The sequence below is a fragment of the Pseudomonas sp. S1_G07 genome (assembly GCF_054668565.1).
On sequence record NZ_CP162778.1, the window covers coordinates 5,859,687 to 5,872,897 of the forward strand.

Below are 13,211 nucleotides of genomic sequence, written 5' to 3' on the forward strand. Positions count from 1 at the left end.
AATGAGCATGAGTGCCCGCTTTCCTCAACGCTACCTTGCCTTGCTGTTTGCACTGCCTCAGTTGCTGGCATTGCTCTTATTCTTTTATTGGCCCGCACTCCAAGCCTTCTGGTGGTCGCTGAATCGCGTCCAGCCTTTCGGCGGGGGCGAAACGTTCGCTGGGCTGGATAACTTTGCAAGGGTATTGAGTGACCCAGGTACCTTGGCCGCCTTGCGCGCGACGTTGGTTTTCAGCCTTGGCGCAACGCTGCTTTCGATTTTGATCGCGCTGGTCCTGGCCTTTTGCCTGGAACTGAAGCTGCGTGGGCGCAAGATAGCCAGGAACCTGCTGATATGGCCTTACGCAGTGTCTGGCGCAACCTTGGGTGTGATCTTCCAGGTCATAGCGAGCCCCCAATTCGGGCCATTTGCCTGGCTCAATCAATGGGTGCCCGGTAGTTGGGCTCCCAACGCCGAACCGTGGCAGGCAATGGCCTTGTTGATCGTGGCTTACGCGTGGTGCCAAGTGCCCTTCAACGTGGTGATGATCGTCGCCAGTCTGCAGTCGGTGCCGGAGGACTATCTCGCGGCGGCGGCGCTGGATGGCGCCGGGCCCTGGCAGCGCTTTCGTGACATCCAGTTGCCACTCATCGCGCCCTATCTGGTGTTCGTCTTCGTCGTGGGTCTGCTGGACAGTCTCTCAAACAGCTTCGGGCTCGTGGATACGTTGACCCATGGCGGCCCAGGAGATTCCACCCAATTACTCGCTTACAAGATTTATCAGGACGGCTTCGTCGGATTAGATCTCGCCGGATCATCCACATTATCGGTGCTCATGCTCCTACTGGTCGTTGCCCTGAGCATTGGTCAATTTCGCTTTATGACATGGCGTGCGCGCCGGGAAACTACACATGGTTGAGCGCAACCGGCTACTGAACGCCCTGGCTTACACGCTGCTGGCGATGGGACTGATTTTCGCACTGGCCCCGCTTTATATGGCCCTCTGTGCCGCAACCGTCACCAATGACCAGTTGCTGACTCAGGGGCTCCCGATACTGCCCGGCAGCGAACTCCTGCACAACCTGGCCCAAGTCAGCCAGCGTCTCGACCTACTGCGCTTGATGGAAAACAGCCTGCTGGTGGCGACCCTGGTCGTAATCGGCAAGCTTGCCCTATCCGCCCTTACGGCATTCGCAGTGGTGTATTTCAGGAGCCCATTCAAGAGCGTGATCTTTTTTGCCGTGCTCGGCTCGCTCTTGTTGCCTGTCGAGGTCAGGATCATCCCGACCTACGCGGTTGCGGGAGACGTTCTTGGCCCTGTTCGCTCGCTTCTACTGAGCCTTGGGATCACCTGGGCGCCTGTACCGACGCTGAACCTTCTCGACAGTTATCCCGGGCTCGCACTGCCACTGATTGCCTCAGCAACGGGCACATTCCTGTTCCGTCAGTTCTATCTGACCTTGCCACCCGAACTTGTGGAAGCTGCACGCATGGATGGCGCGGGCCCCTGGCGTTTCTTCATAGACATCCTCATTCCGCTGTCAAAGGCTAATTTTGCGGCGCTTGGCACACTGGTGTTTATCGGCGCCTGGAAAGACTACCTATGGCCATTGGTCGCCACCAATCGGTCAGAGATGCGAACGCTCGTCTTGGGGGTGGCCAGCTTCGCTCCGACTGACGGCACGCAGTTGCCGGAATGGAATTTACTCATGGCGGCGGCAGTAATCAGCCTACTACCGCCTATTTTGGTCATAGCGCTGATGCAGCGTTGGTTCACTAAAGGTCTTGTAGGAGTCGGTAAATGACTGCATTTATTCCGTTGACCAAAGCGCCTTCAGTCAAGCTTCAGGGCCTTCGCAAAAGTTATACCGGTTCTGCCAGCCCTATTCTGAGCAACCTTGATCTGGAGTTCCCGGCAGGCCAATTCAACGTAATCCTGGGGCCGTCTGGCTGCGGTAAGTCAACCCTGTTGCGACTGGTCGCCGGGCTGGAAGAGCCCGATTCGGGTCGCATATTGATCGGTGACAAGGATGTCACCGGACTAGCACCGGCACTGCGCCAATGCGCAATGGTGTTCCAGAACTACGCGCTTTACCCGCACATGAGCGTTGCCGATAACATCGGTTACAGTCTTCGTTTGGCGGGGATCTCCAAAAATGAGCGCACGGTGCGCGTTCAAGACATCGCGCGCACTCTGGGGCTCGACGGGTTATTGAACCGCAAACCGGCCCAGCTTTCTGGTGGTCAGCGTCAGCGCGTGGCAATCGGCCGTGCATTGGTTCGGCGTCCTCCTGTGCTGCTGTTCGATGAACCTATGTGCAACCTTGACAGCGCGCTGCGCCAGGAAATGCGTGCCGAGTTGCGCAAACTGCATCAGCAGACTGGCGCCACGATCCTGTATGTGACCCACGATCAGACCGAAGCCATGACACTGGCTGATCGCATAATCGTTTTGAATAAAGGTCACGTGGAGCAAATCGATACGCCGCAGGCGCTCTACCGCACGCCGCAGTCAACCTTGGTCGCGCGCCTTCTTGGTACCCCGGCCATGAACATCCTGCCCCTCAAGCGACAAGGCGCTAACGACCTTGCGTTAACGGATGGCCAGTTCCTCTCACTAAAACTTCAAAGCGCCGGGCCTGCGCCGGCAGACCTTCTGCTGGGAATTCGTCCCGAGGCATTGCGCATTGCCGACCAAGGCATTCGGGCCACATTGCACAGCGTAGAAGAGCTGGGCAGCCACCGGTTGCTGCACTGCGAGGCGGCCGGTGAGCGCATTCTCGTCAATCACCCTGGCCCACTCGCGCTAAAGCCCGGCGACTCACTGCACATTCACGTAAATCCTGACGACGTTAGCTTGTTCGACATGTCGAGCAATCGGCGCCTCCCCCTTCACCTCCAAGACGAAAGTAAATAGTCATGTCTAAAGCGCGACCCATTGTTCGCAGTTCAGTAATAGCTCACCGAGGCGCCTCGGCTTATGCTCCCGAAAACACACTGGTAGCCATCGAACTCGCTGCGGCCATGGGCGCGCAGTGGGTTGAAATTGACGTCAAGCTCACCCGTGATGGGCAACTCGTTGTCATTCACGACGATACCTTGGAGCGTACGAGCAACGGCGTCGGCGCCGTAGTGCTGCAGGACCTTGTGCATATACGTCAGCTGGACGCCGGGTCTTGGTTTTCATACAAATACGCAGGCATTCAAGTACCCACGTTTGAGGAGCTGATCGCCTGCGTCCTTCGCTTGGGGATTGGCCTGCAAGTCGAAATAAAACCTACTATCGGCGACGACATTGAAACAGCCGAAGCCGTCATACCGCTATTGCGTGAACTATGGCCTGAGGATAACGACCAACTGTTCGTCTCCAGTTTTTCAGTGCGCGCTCTGAAAGCCGCCCGGCAACTATGGCCAACGGTGCCATTGGGAATTGCATGCCTGCTAGCGCCTGCTGACCCTGCGGCACTGCTCAATGAATACGATTGCAGCATCTTGCACGTCGTTGATCCTTTTCTGAGTGAAGATCACCTTCTGCGCCTGAAAGACAGCGGCGTGGAGTTTGCAGTAGCTACCATCAATGATCCTGCCAGGGCGCGCTACCTTCTTCAAAACGGCGCTCAGTCAGTCCTCAGTGATTACCCTGACCTTCTGGTAGACCCTATTTCAAGGAGCCTGCCATGACAGCATGGATCGAACGTTTGGTAGCTGTAGAGGCTATCGCCGAGCAAGCAACGCGGCTTGCACTAAGTTTCTTCGATGAAGTAGCTACGCTAGAGGTGACCGCTAAGCACCCTCAAGACCTGGTTTCCCGTGCCGATGTCGAAATGGAGCATTTTTTGCGGGATAAAATTGAGACCTGCTTTCCGGGTGAGTCTGTCATGGGCGAGGAGTTAGGCGGACACGCATCGGGCGATTGCTGGGTGCTTGATCCCATTGACGGAACCGCAAACTTCATCAGCGGTTCGCCGCTGTGGGGCGTTGCTATTTCATATCAGAAAGAGGGGGAAGCGGTGGTTGGCGCCGTGGCCTACCCCGCACTCGGCTACACCTTGAGTGCAGCGTCCGGTTCGGGGTTGAGACGCAACGGGCAACACGTGAGACGCACCCAGCATCGCTCTCATTTACAGGTCGTAGCTGTTGGCGAGAATATCCACTGGCCTCCTGAGAAACTAGGCGAGATTGAACTTAAACTGCGCAAACAGGGTTGGGGCATCGCAGGTTATCGCTGCGCAACTATTGGGCTAGGCTTTGCAGCCCAAGGGTTGGTTGATGGGTACTTGGAAGCTCATACCAGCCTGTGGGATATCTCATCGGGGTCGCTCCTTTGTCAGGAAGCCGGGCTTGAAGTCCAGACCTGCGGCACTGAGCACAGAGGTGGAATGACCGTAATGACGGGAATACCTTCGTTGATGAGCTCGCTCAACATGGCTGGCGGCACTATTTGTTGCGATGACGTTACAAAAAGCGCGATCTAGTTTACTAAGGGCCTAATGGGGTCCAATCGGCGCGGCAAGACCGGGCCTCACTTCTGCGGCCAGCACGCGGAAAAATTTAAAAAACAGTTAAATTAGGTAAGCGACTGATTTATGGAAGATAAAACAAATATAACTGTTAACAAGGCTCCAGAACGCATGAGCGAATTTTCCAGCGCCACCACCGCAACCGGCGAACCCCTGCAACGCGCCAGCCAGCAGGCCCAGGCCCTGCGCGTTGAACTGCGCAAGGCGGTGATTGGCCAGGACCAGGTGATCGACGATGTCCTCACCGCACTGATCGCCGGCGGTCATGTATTGCTCGAAGGTGTACCGGGGCTGGGCAAGACCTTGCTGGTGCGCGCACTGGCACGCTGCTTTGAGGGCGAATTTGCGCGCATCCAGTTCACTCCGGACCTGATGCCCAGCGATGTCACCGGCCATGCGGTGTATGACCTGCGCACCGAACAATTCAAGCTGCGCAAGGGGCCCGTATTCACCCATCTGTTGCTGGCCGACGAAATCAATCGCGCCCCGGCCAAGACCCAGGCAGCCCTGCTTGAAGCCATGCAGGAACGCCAGGTCACCCTCGAAGGCGAAGCGCTGCCCATTGGTCAGCCGTTCATGGTGCTGGCCACGCAGAACCCCATCGAGCAGGAAGGGACCTATCCCCTGCCGGAAGCAGAACTGGACCGTTTCATGCTGAAGGTACGCATGGACTACCCCGATGCGTCGCAGGAGCTGGATATGGTGCGCGAAGTCACGCGCTCATCAAGGGCCGACATGCTGGATGTGCAACCGCTGCGCACCGTGCTGCAGGCCGAGGACGTGCTGCAACTGCAGCAGATCGCCAGTGAACTGCCCCTGGATGAACACGTGCTCGACTATGCCGTGCGCCTGGCGCGAGCCACCCGCGGTTGGCCGGGTCTGGCCATGGGGGCCGGCCCGCGCGCCTCCATCGCCCTGGTACGTGGCGCCCGCGCGCGGGCGTTGCTGCGCGGTGGCGCGTTCGTCACCCCGGACGACATCAAGGGGTGCGCCCTGGCGGTGCTGCGTCATCGGGTACGCATTGCACCAGAACTGGACATCGACGGGCTGGAGGTCGACCAGGTGCTCAAGCAACTGCTGGATCAGATTCCGGCCCCTCGCCAATGACCCGCCCATGAAACCGACCCGTCTGTTATTAATCTGGCTTGGCGTACTGCTGGGCCTGAACATCCTGCTGGGGGCGGCGGCATTGCTGTTCAAGGTACCCGACACCTTGCACTCCGTGGCGTGGGGCTTGCTCCTGGCGCTTTTGCTGCTGGCACTCCTTGACGCCCTGCGACTGCGGCGCCGGCCATCGCCACGGGTGCAACGACAGATGCCCGGTAGCCTGGCCCTGGGGCGCTGGGGTGAAGTACGCCTGGCCCTGGAGTACGACGGAACGCAGGCGCTGACGGTGCAGGTGTTCGATCACCTCCCGGATGGGTTGAGCATGGAAAACCTGCCCCAGTCCATCGCGCTGCGCCCCGGTGAACGCAGCGAACTGGGCTATCGCCTGCGCCCCTTGCGGCGTGGGCATTTCACTTTCAGCCGCTGCGAAATCCAGTTGCCCAGCCCGCTGGGGTTGTGGTCGGGCAGGCGCTTGATCGAGGCCAACGATGCCACCCGCGTCTACCCGGATTTCGCCCGCTTGTACGGTGCACAACTGCTGGGTGTGGATAACTGGCTGAGCCAACTGGGCGTGCGTCAACGTCAGCGGCGAGGGTTGGGGCTGGAGTTTCATCAGTTACGTGAGTTTCGTGAAGGCGACAGCCTGCGGCAGATCGACTGGAAGGCCACCGCGCGTCAACGTTCGCCCATCGCCCGGGAATACCAGGACGAGCGCGACCAGCAGATCGTGTTCATGCTCGATTGCGGCCGACGCATGCGCAGCCAGGATGACGAGCTGTCTCATTTTGACCACGCCCTCAACGCCTGCCTGCTGCTCAGCTATGTCGCCTTGCGCCAGGGTGATGCCGTGGGGTTGTGCACCTTCGCCGGTGACCAGCCACGCTATCTGGCGCCGGTCAAGGGCAGCAGCCAGTTGAGCCTGTTGCTCAACACGGTCTACGACCTCGACAGCACCCGGCGAACCGCCGACTATCAGGCAGCGGCGAGCGAGCTGCTGGCCCAACAAAAACGACGGGCGTTGGTGATTATGGTGACCAACCTGCGGGATGAGGACGATGACGCACTACTGGCCGCCGTCAAGCGCATCAGCCGCCAGCATCGTGTGCTGGTAGCCAGTCTGCGCGAGGAGGTACTCGATCAACTGCGCCAGTCACCTGTACAGACCCTGCCCGAAGCATTGGCCTACAGTGGAACCGTCGACTACCTAAATGCCCGCGATGAACTGCATGGTCGCTTGAGCGCCCACGGCCTGTCAGTGCTCGATACCTTGCCATCGGAAATGGGGGCAGCCCTGGTAACACGCTACCTGGGCTGGAAGAAGGCCGGGGTACTCTGATCAGCGCCCGACCACGGCATGGGTGACAGCCCCTGAGCCGGGTCGACGACGCGCTGTTTTCAGACAGGGGCCTGAAGGGGATCGAAGCTGAAGTAATGCAGCAAGATATTGATCAATTGCACGTACTCCTTGGGTGCCTGGAGCACGCTGAAGCCGGAATCGTAATGCTGGGGGTTGACGTCTTCATGACTCCACAAACAGGTCGCGGTGAGATCGACGGCATGAAAGGTGCCGTCAGCCTCGGGAATCTTCAAGCGCAGCTCGAAATCCACGTCGACCATCATGGGCAACTGGCTGATTAACATCAGCCCGTTTTCCGAAACGTTGCCGAGGAAGCCAATGGGTTTGTCGGTGAGGCGGTTAAACACCTGCAGGAAGTAAGGTAACTGATGCCGCTCGATCCGTCGGTCGGTAAACATGATGAGATCGCCATCCAATGGCCATAAATTGGCCGTGTCAGTGATTCGGAACAAGCATACCTCGCTCGCTCTCCCTGGATCTCGGTGTGACAACGGACTACGTTTTGTCACCAGACAACTGCCGAATCCGGGCCTTGCATCCGTTCAAGTACATTCTTGTACAAACGAACACTCAAAGAATAGCTCAAGACCGGCAACGGGCTACTTGTCAAATGACGAATATCATTACAACGACGCTGGACGTGGTTGAGCAACGCTCGCGGCGCGGTAATGGCCCAGTTGTTGCAGCGTGTCCAACCTTGCACGGGCTCGGTAGGCGTACTCGCTCGACGGATACTGACTGATAATGAACTGATAAGTCTGTACCGCGTCGACGAACAGTTTTTCCCGCTCCAGGCATTGCCCGCGCAGCATCGAGACTTCCGGCTGCACATAACGCCGCGTGCGGCTTTCACGGTCGACCTGGGACAACTCCAGGGTAACGCGCTGGCAATCACCCACCCCATAGGCGCGGTAGGCATTGTTCAAATGGTGGTCCATCGACCAGCGGGTGCAACCGACAACACTGACGGCCAGTACAGCAATGAGTAGAATTCGCATGAGGGTTCTCCAGTCTTGTGCAGTGTATCGACCCCTCGTCGAAAATCTTCAAGGCAGTTCGTCTTTTCAACCGCAGCCAAAACAAGTCAATGTTCGATAAGTAGTGCAAACGAACAATGACTACAACGAAAGAGCATAGTAGCCTTCCTCAGCGCTTGAACTCAGGAGTCTGTGCATGCCCGTCCGTCGTACCAAAATCGTCGCCACCCTTGGCCCGGCCAGCAACTCGCCGGAAGTCCTCGAACAGCTGATTCTGGCTGGTTTGGACGTTGCCCGTCTGAACTTCTCCCACGGCACCCCGGACGAGCACAAGGCTCGCGCCAAGCTGGTGCGTGACCTGGCCGCCAAGCACGGCCGCTTCGTCGCACTGCTGGGTGACCTGCAAGGCCCGAAAATCCGTATCGCCAAGTTCGCCAACAAGCGTATCGAGCTGAAGATCGGTGACAAGTTCACCTTCTCCACAAGCCACCCGCTGACCGAAGGCACCCAGGACGTGGTGGGTATCGACTACCCGGACCTGGTCAAGGATTGCGGCGTCGGTGACGAGTTGCTGCTGGACGATGGCCGCGTCGTGATGCGCGTCGACACCGCCACGCCGACTGAACTCAATTGCACCGTGATCATCGGCGGCCCGCTGTCCGATCATAAAGGCATCAACCGTCGCGGCGGTGGCCTGACCGCTCCAGCCCTGACTGAAAAAGACAAGGCCGACATCAAGCTCGCTGCCGAAATGGAAGTGGACTACCTCGCGGTATCCTTCCCACGCGACGCCGCCGACATGGAATACGCCCGTAAGCTGCGCGACGAAGCCGGCGGCACCGCCTGGCTGGTGGCGAAGATCGAACGCGCCGAAGCCGTGGCCGATGACGAAACCCTCGATGGCCTGATCAAGGCGTCCGACGCGGTCATGGTTGCCCGTGGCGACCTGGGCGTGGAAATCGGTGACGCCGAACTGATCGGTATCCAGAAGAAGATCATCCTGCACGCACGCCGCCACAACAAGGCGGTGATCGTGGCGACCCAGATGATGGAGTCGATGATCCAGAACCCGATGCCGACCCGCGCCGAAGTGTCCGACGTGGCCAACGCCGTGCTCGACTACACCGACGCCGTGATGCTGTCGGCTGAAAGTGCCGCAGGCCCGTACCCGTTGGAGGCCGTACAGGCCATGGCGCGTATCTGCCTCGGCGCCGAAAAGCACCCGACCAGCAAGACCTCCAGCCACCGCATCGGCAAGGTCTTCGAAAGCTGCGACCAGAGCATCGCCCTGGCGGCCATGTACACCGCCAACCACTTCCCGGGCGTCAAAGCGATCATCGCCCTGACCGAAAGTGGCTACACACCGTTGATCATGTCGCGCATCCGCTCCTCGGTGCCGATCTACGCGTTCACTCCTCACCGCGAAGCCCAGGCCCGCGCGGCGATGTTCCGTGGCGTGTACACCATTCCGTTCGATCCGGCTTCGCTGGCACCGAACGAAGTCAGCCAGAAAGCCATCGACGAACTGGTCAAGCGCGGCGTCGTGGAGAAAGGCGACTGGGTCATCCTGACCAAGGGCGACAGCTACCACACCACCGGTGGCACCAACGGCATGAAGATCCTGCACGTGGGCGACCCTCAGGTCTGAGTGACACGCTGAAAAACAAAAGCCCCGCCCTGTGAATGGCGGGGCTTTTTACATTTCAAATGCGGGCTGATGTATCGGCATTTCAGGGCCTGGACATAAACCCCGACAACGCCGCAATCGCCTCCGGCGACCTCAATCGCTGGGCAAACAACGCCCCCTCCTCCTCGATCACCTGCCGCAACTGCTCGCGGTCGACGCTCTTCATCAATTGTTTGGTCACCTGCACCGCACCCGGCGCCAGGCTGTCAAAGCGCAAAGCAATTTCCCGCGCCTTGGCCAACGCCGCTTCACCATTGCCCAACGCCTCGCTGGCGATCCCCCATGCGGCGGCCTGCTCCCCGCTGAACCCCTCGCCCAGCAACAATAATTCGGCCGCCTTCGCATGCCCCAACAGGCGCGGCAGAATCAGGCTGGAACCGAACTCCGGGCACAGCCCCAGGTTGACGAACGGCATACGCAACCGCGCATCACGGCTGACATACACCAGGTCGCAGTGCAGCAGCAGGGTTGTACCAATCCCCACTGCCGCCCCAGCGACTGCGGCGACTACCGGCTTGCGGCAGTTGAGCAGGCTGTTCATGAAGTGAAACGGCGGACTGTCGAGGTCGCTGGGGGGATGCTGGAGAAAGTCGCCGATGTCATTACCGGCGGTAAAGCACTCGCTGCTGCCCTGGATCAGCACCGCGCTGATCTGCGAATCGGCATCGGCCTGCTCCAGCGCCTCGGCCAATTGCGTGTACATGGCGCGGGTCAGGGCGTTTTTCTTGTCCGGGCGATTGAGCTGCAGGGTCAGCAGCCCGCGCTCGCGTTGCAGCAGGATGGCGTCGGTCATGATGCGTCTCGCGGCTGTGGGGTTCAGCGCTCAACCACGGGGCAGGAACACATCGGCCAGCAGTTGATTGCGCGGCAGCCCGGCCAGGAACAGGCGCTTGGAAAAGGCCTCGACGCTGGCGGGGTGCCCGCAGAGTAAAGCCAGAGTTTGCCGTGAAACAAGCCGCAGTTGCGCCAATGCCTGGGTCAACCCCGCCGCCGTCCACAGTTCCACCGTCAGGTTCGGATGGCTGGCGGCCAGTTCCGCCAGGGGCTCGGCCAGGTAATGGCCGTCGGCATCATGGGCCAGGTGAATGACACGGATAGCCCCCTGGTGATCCTGGCGCAGCGCCTCGCGCAACACGCCCCACAACGGCCCCAGGCCGGTACCGGAGGCCAGCAGCCAGAGCGGCCGCGATTGCCAGTCGGGATCGTAGTGCAGCGCCCCGCCGCGCAACTCGCCCAGGCGCAGGCGATCGCCGACAGCCAACTGTCGAGCGGCAGCGCTGAACGCGCCGGGCTGGCGGCAATCGATATGAAACTCCAGGAACCCATCCTCCTCGGGCAAGCTGGCCAACGAATATGGCCGCGCCACCGGCCCGGCCCACAGCACCAGGTGTTGCCCGGCGCGATAACGCAGGCCGCGTTCCGGCAGCAGGCGCAGGCACAGTACCGTCGCGCTCAACCAGTCGGTGCTCACCACCTGGGCCGGCAAACCGTCACGCAGCGGGTCAAATGCTTCGACCTGTACATCCCCCGTCACCTGGCACTGGCACGCCAGGCGCCAGCCATCCAGACGTTGTGCCGGGCTGAGGGCATCGGGTTGCCTGTCCTCCACCTCACCCCGGCAACGCACCAGGCAGGCATGGCAACTGCCCGCCCGGCAACTGTAGGGCACGGCCACACCCGCCTGGTTCAAGGCGTCCAACAGGTTGCTACCGGTGGCTACCGGCCAATGGCGTTCGCCGACGTGCAGTTCAGGCATGGAAACTCTCGAATCGAAAAGGCCCGCACAGGGAATCACGCCCGACAGAGTTTGACCATAGTCGGGTGTATCGGCCACCGCACCGGGTTATACTGCCGCGCCTTTTTAGCGTCGCGCCTGCACCACTTGGCGTGCCTTGGAAAGGTGTCTTCAGCCGACCGATGTACCCCACTGAAGCCACCTTTATTGAATGTTCCCTTATAGAGGAGCGCGACTCATGACCGTGATCAAGCAAGACGACCTGATTCAGAGCGTTGCCGACGCCCTGCAATTCATTTCCTACTACCACCCCGTTGACTTCATCCAGGCGATGCACGAAGCCTACCTGCGCGAAGAGTCGCCGGCCGCCCGTGATTCCATGGCGCAGATCCTGATCAACTCGCGCATGTGCGCCACCGGCCACCGCCCGATCTGCCAGGACACCGGTATCGTCACCGTGTTCGTGCGCGTCGGCATGGACGTACGCTGGGATGGCGCCACCATGGGCCTGGACGACATGATCAACGAAGGCGTGCGTCGCGCCTACAATCTGCCGGAAAACGTGCTGCGCGCTTCGATCCTCGCCGACCCGGCCGGTGCGCGCAAGAACACCAAGGACAACACCCCCGCCGTGATCCACTACTCCATCGTCCCGGGTAACACCGTGGAAGTGGACGTGGCCGCCAAGGGCGGTGGTTCCGAGAACAAGTCCAAGATGGCCATGCTCAACCCGTCCGACTCGATCGTCGACTGGGTGCTCAAGACCGTTCCGACCATGGGCGCCGGCTGGTGCCCGCCGGGCATGCTCGGTATCGGCATCGGTGGCACCGCCGAGAAAGCCGCGGTGATGGCCAAGGAAGTGTTGATGGAATCCATCGACATCCACGAGCTGAAGAAACGCGGCCCGTCCAACCGTATCGAAGAGATGCGCCTGGAACTGTTCGAGAAGGTCAACCAACTGGGCATCGGCGCCCAGGGCCTGGGTGGCCTGACCACCGTGCTCGACGTGAAGATCATGGACTACCCGACCCACGCCGCCTCCCTGCCGGTGTGCATGATCCCCAACTGCGCCGCCACCCGTCACGCACACTTCGTGCTCGACGGTTCGGGCCCGGCGTCGCTGGAAGCGCCACCGCTGGACGCCTACCCGGAAATCGTCTGGGAAGCCGGCCCGTCGGCCCGTCGCGTCAACCTCGACACCCTGACCCCGGAAGAAGTCCAGAGCTGGAAGCCGGGCGAAACCGTGTTGCTCAACGGCAAGATGCTCACTGGTCGCGACGCGGCGCACAAGCGCATGGTCGAGATGCTGAACAAGGGTGAAACCCTGCCGGTCGACCTCAAGGGCCGCTTTATCTACTACGTCGGCCCGGTGGATCCGGTACGCGAAGAAGTGGTTGGCCCGGCAGGCCCGACCACCGCAACGCGGATGGACAAGTTCACTCGCCAGATCCTTGAGCAAACCGGCCTTCTGGGCATGATCGGCAAATCCGAGCGCGGCCCGACCGCCATCGAAGCGATCAAGGACCACAAGGCCGTGTACCTCATGGCCGTGGGCGGCGCCGCTTACCTGGTGGCGCAAGCCATCAAGAAGTCACGCGTTGTCGCGTTCGCCGAGCTGGGCATGGAAGCGATCTACGAGTTCGACGTCAAGGACATGCCGGTCACCGTTGCGGTGGACAGCAAGGGCGAATCCGTACACATCACTGGCCCTGCCATCTGGCAGAAAAAGATCAGTGAGAGCCTGGCGGTAGAAGTGCAGTAAGCGCTTTCCCTGCAAGGATAAAGGCGACTGCGGCCCCATGGCCCAGTCGCCTTTTTTATCGCGCATGGTATGGTGCTCCCCCTTATT

13 protein-coding genes are annotated in these 13,211 nt (G+C 60.3%); 9 read left to right on the forward strand and 4 right to left on the reverse strand.

The genetic code is table 11. The annotated features are described in order from the left end of the window. Position 1: 1 nt before the first annotated feature. The 7 genes from AB4O05_RS26760 (at position 2) to AB4O05_RS26790 (ending at position 6,942) form a co-directional block, all read left to right on the forward strand. Entirely contained in the window at positions 2 to 898 is an 897-nt protein-coding gene (locus tag AB4O05_RS26760) for a carbohydrate ABC transporter permease (protein WP_460134350.1), read from the forward strand. Beyond that, on the forward strand, positions 891 to 1,784 hold the full coding sequence (locus AB4O05_RS26765) for an ABC transporter permease subunit (RefSeq protein WP_460134349.1): 894 nt from the start codon (positions 891 to 893) through the stop codon (positions 1,782 to 1,784). The genes AB4O05_RS26760 and AB4O05_RS26765 overlap by 8 nt, the downstream gene beginning before the upstream one ends. Beyond that, positions 1,781 to 2,896: an ABC transporter ATP-binding protein gene (locus AB4O05_RS26770; RefSeq protein WP_460134346.1), complete on the forward strand. Its 1,116-nt coding sequence runs from the start codon at positions 1,781 to 1,783 to the stop codon at positions 2,894 to 2,896. The genes AB4O05_RS26765 and AB4O05_RS26770 overlap by 4 nt, the downstream gene beginning before the upstream one ends. A gap of 2 nt (positions 2,897 to 2,898) precedes the next feature. Further along, positions 2,899 to 3,660 carry a glycerophosphoryl diester phosphodiesterase gene (locus tag AB4O05_RS26775; protein ID WP_460134345.1) on the forward strand — a complete coding sequence of 254 codons (762 nt, stop codon included), beginning with the start codon at positions 2,899 to 2,901 and terminating at the stop codon, positions 3,658 to 3,660. Next, on the forward strand, positions 3,657 to 4,454 hold the full coding sequence (locus AB4O05_RS26780) for an inositol monophosphatase family protein (RefSeq protein ID WP_460134343.1): 798 nt from the start codon (positions 3,657 to 3,659) through the stop codon (positions 4,452 to 4,454). The genes AB4O05_RS26775 and AB4O05_RS26780 overlap by 4 nt, the downstream gene beginning before the upstream one ends. 156 nt (positions 4,455 to 4,610) lie before the next feature. Further along, a complete protein-coding gene (locus tag AB4O05_RS26785) occupies positions 4,611 to 5,606 on the forward strand; it encodes an AAA family ATPase (RefSeq protein ID WP_460134341.1) in 996 nt (331 codons plus the stop codon). A gap of 7 nt (positions 5,607 to 5,613) precedes the next feature. Further along, complete coding sequence (locus AB4O05_RS26790) at positions 5,614 to 6,942, forward strand: DUF58 domain-containing protein (RefSeq protein WP_460134340.1); 1,329 nt, start codon at positions 5,614 to 5,616, stop codon at positions 6,940 to 6,942. Between the two features lie 59 nt (positions 6,943 to 7,001). Here the strand turns inward: AB4O05_RS26790 and AB4O05_RS26795 are convergent, their stop codons facing one another. Both AB4O05_RS26795 and AB4O05_RS26800 read right to left on the reverse strand, forming a co-directional pair. After that, complete coding sequence (locus AB4O05_RS26795) at positions 7,002 to 7,361, reverse strand: PilZ domain-containing protein (RefSeq protein ID WP_460134337.1); 360 nt, start codon at positions 7,359 to 7,361, stop codon at positions 7,002 to 7,004. A gap of 225 nt (positions 7,362 to 7,586) precedes the next feature. Next, positions 7,587 to 7,961 (reverse strand): tetratricopeptide repeat protein, encoded by a 375-nt coding sequence (locus AB4O05_RS26800; RefSeq protein ID WP_460134335.1) that lies wholly within the window; start codon positions 7,959 to 7,961, stop codon positions 7,587 to 7,589. Positions 7,962 to 8,136: 175 nt separating this feature from the next. On the opposite strand from AB4O05_RS26800, the gene pyk reads away from it, so the two are divergent. After that, a complete protein-coding gene (gene pyk / locus AB4O05_RS26805; RefSeq protein WP_460134333.1) occupies positions 8,137 to 9,588 on the forward strand; it encodes a pyruvate kinase in 1,452 nt (483 codons plus the stop codon). An 82-nt stretch (positions 9,589 to 9,670) separates the two neighbouring features. Here pyk and AB4O05_RS26810 read toward each other — a convergent pair whose 3' ends face one another. Then, positions 9,671 to 10,420, reverse strand: coding sequence for an enoyl-CoA hydratase-related protein (locus AB4O05_RS26810; RefSeq protein ID WP_460134332.1), 750 nt, complete (start codon positions 10,418 to 10,420; stop codon positions 9,671 to 9,673). A gap of 30 nt (positions 10,421 to 10,450) precedes the next feature. After that, a complete protein-coding gene (locus AB4O05_RS26815) occupies positions 10,451 to 11,383 on the reverse strand; it encodes an iron-sulfur-binding ferredoxin reductase (RefSeq protein WP_460134331.1) in 933 nt (310 codons plus the stop codon). A gap of 217 nt (positions 11,384 to 11,600) precedes the next feature. Between AB4O05_RS26815 and AB4O05_RS26820 the strand changes: the two genes are divergently transcribed. After that, a complete protein-coding gene (locus tag AB4O05_RS26820; protein ID WP_045058265.1) occupies positions 11,601 to 13,124 on the forward strand; it encodes a fumarate hydratase in 1,524 nt (507 codons plus the stop codon). The last annotated feature ends 87 nt before the right edge of the window (positions 13,125 to 13,211 follow it).

Coding starts and splice junctions, on each gene's coding strand:
- AB4O05_RS26760 (WP_460134350.1), top strand. CDS start 2: ATGAGCATGAGTGCCCGCTTTCCTCAACGCTACCTTGCCTTGCTGTTT.
- AB4O05_RS26765 (WP_460134349.1), top strand. CDS start 891: ATGGTTGAGCGCAACCGGCTACTGAACGCCCTGGCTTACACGCTGCTG.
- AB4O05_RS26770 (WP_460134346.1), top strand. CDS start 1,781: ATGACTGCATTTATTCCGTTGACCAAAGCGCCTTCAGTCAAGCTTCAG.
- AB4O05_RS26775 (WP_460134345.1), top strand. CDS start 2,899: ATGTCTAAAGCGCGACCCATTGTTCGCAGTTCAGTAATAGCTCACCGA.
- AB4O05_RS26780 (WP_460134343.1), top strand. CDS start 3,657: ATGACAGCATGGATCGAACGTTTGGTAGCTGTAGAGGCTATCGCCGAG.
- AB4O05_RS26785 (WP_460134341.1), top strand. CDS start 4,611: ATGAGCGAATTTTCCAGCGCCACCACCGCAACCGGCGAACCCCTGCAA.
- AB4O05_RS26790 (WP_460134340.1), top strand. CDS start 5,614: ATGAAACCGACCCGTCTGTTATTAATCTGGCTTGGCGTACTGCTGGGC.
- AB4O05_RS26795 (WP_460134337.1), bottom strand. CDS start 7,361: ATGTTTACCGACCGACGGATCGAGCGGCATCAGTTACCTTACTTCCTG.
- AB4O05_RS26800 (WP_460134335.1), bottom strand. CDS start 7,961: ATGCGAATTCTACTCATTGCTGTACTGGCCGTCAGTGTTGTCGGTTGC.
- pyk (WP_460134333.1), top strand. CDS start 8,137: ATGCCCGTCCGTCGTACCAAAATCGTCGCCACCCTTGGCCCGGCCAGC.
- AB4O05_RS26810 (WP_460134332.1), bottom strand. CDS start 10,420: ATGACCGACGCCATCCTGCTGCAACGCGAGCGCGGGCTGCTGACCCTG.
- AB4O05_RS26815 (WP_460134331.1), bottom strand. CDS start 11,383: ATGCCTGAACTGCACGTCGGCGAACGCCATTGGCCGGTAGCCACCGGT.
- AB4O05_RS26820 (WP_045058265.1), top strand. CDS start 11,601: ATGACCGTGATCAAGCAAGACGACCTGATTCAGAGCGTTGCCGACGCC.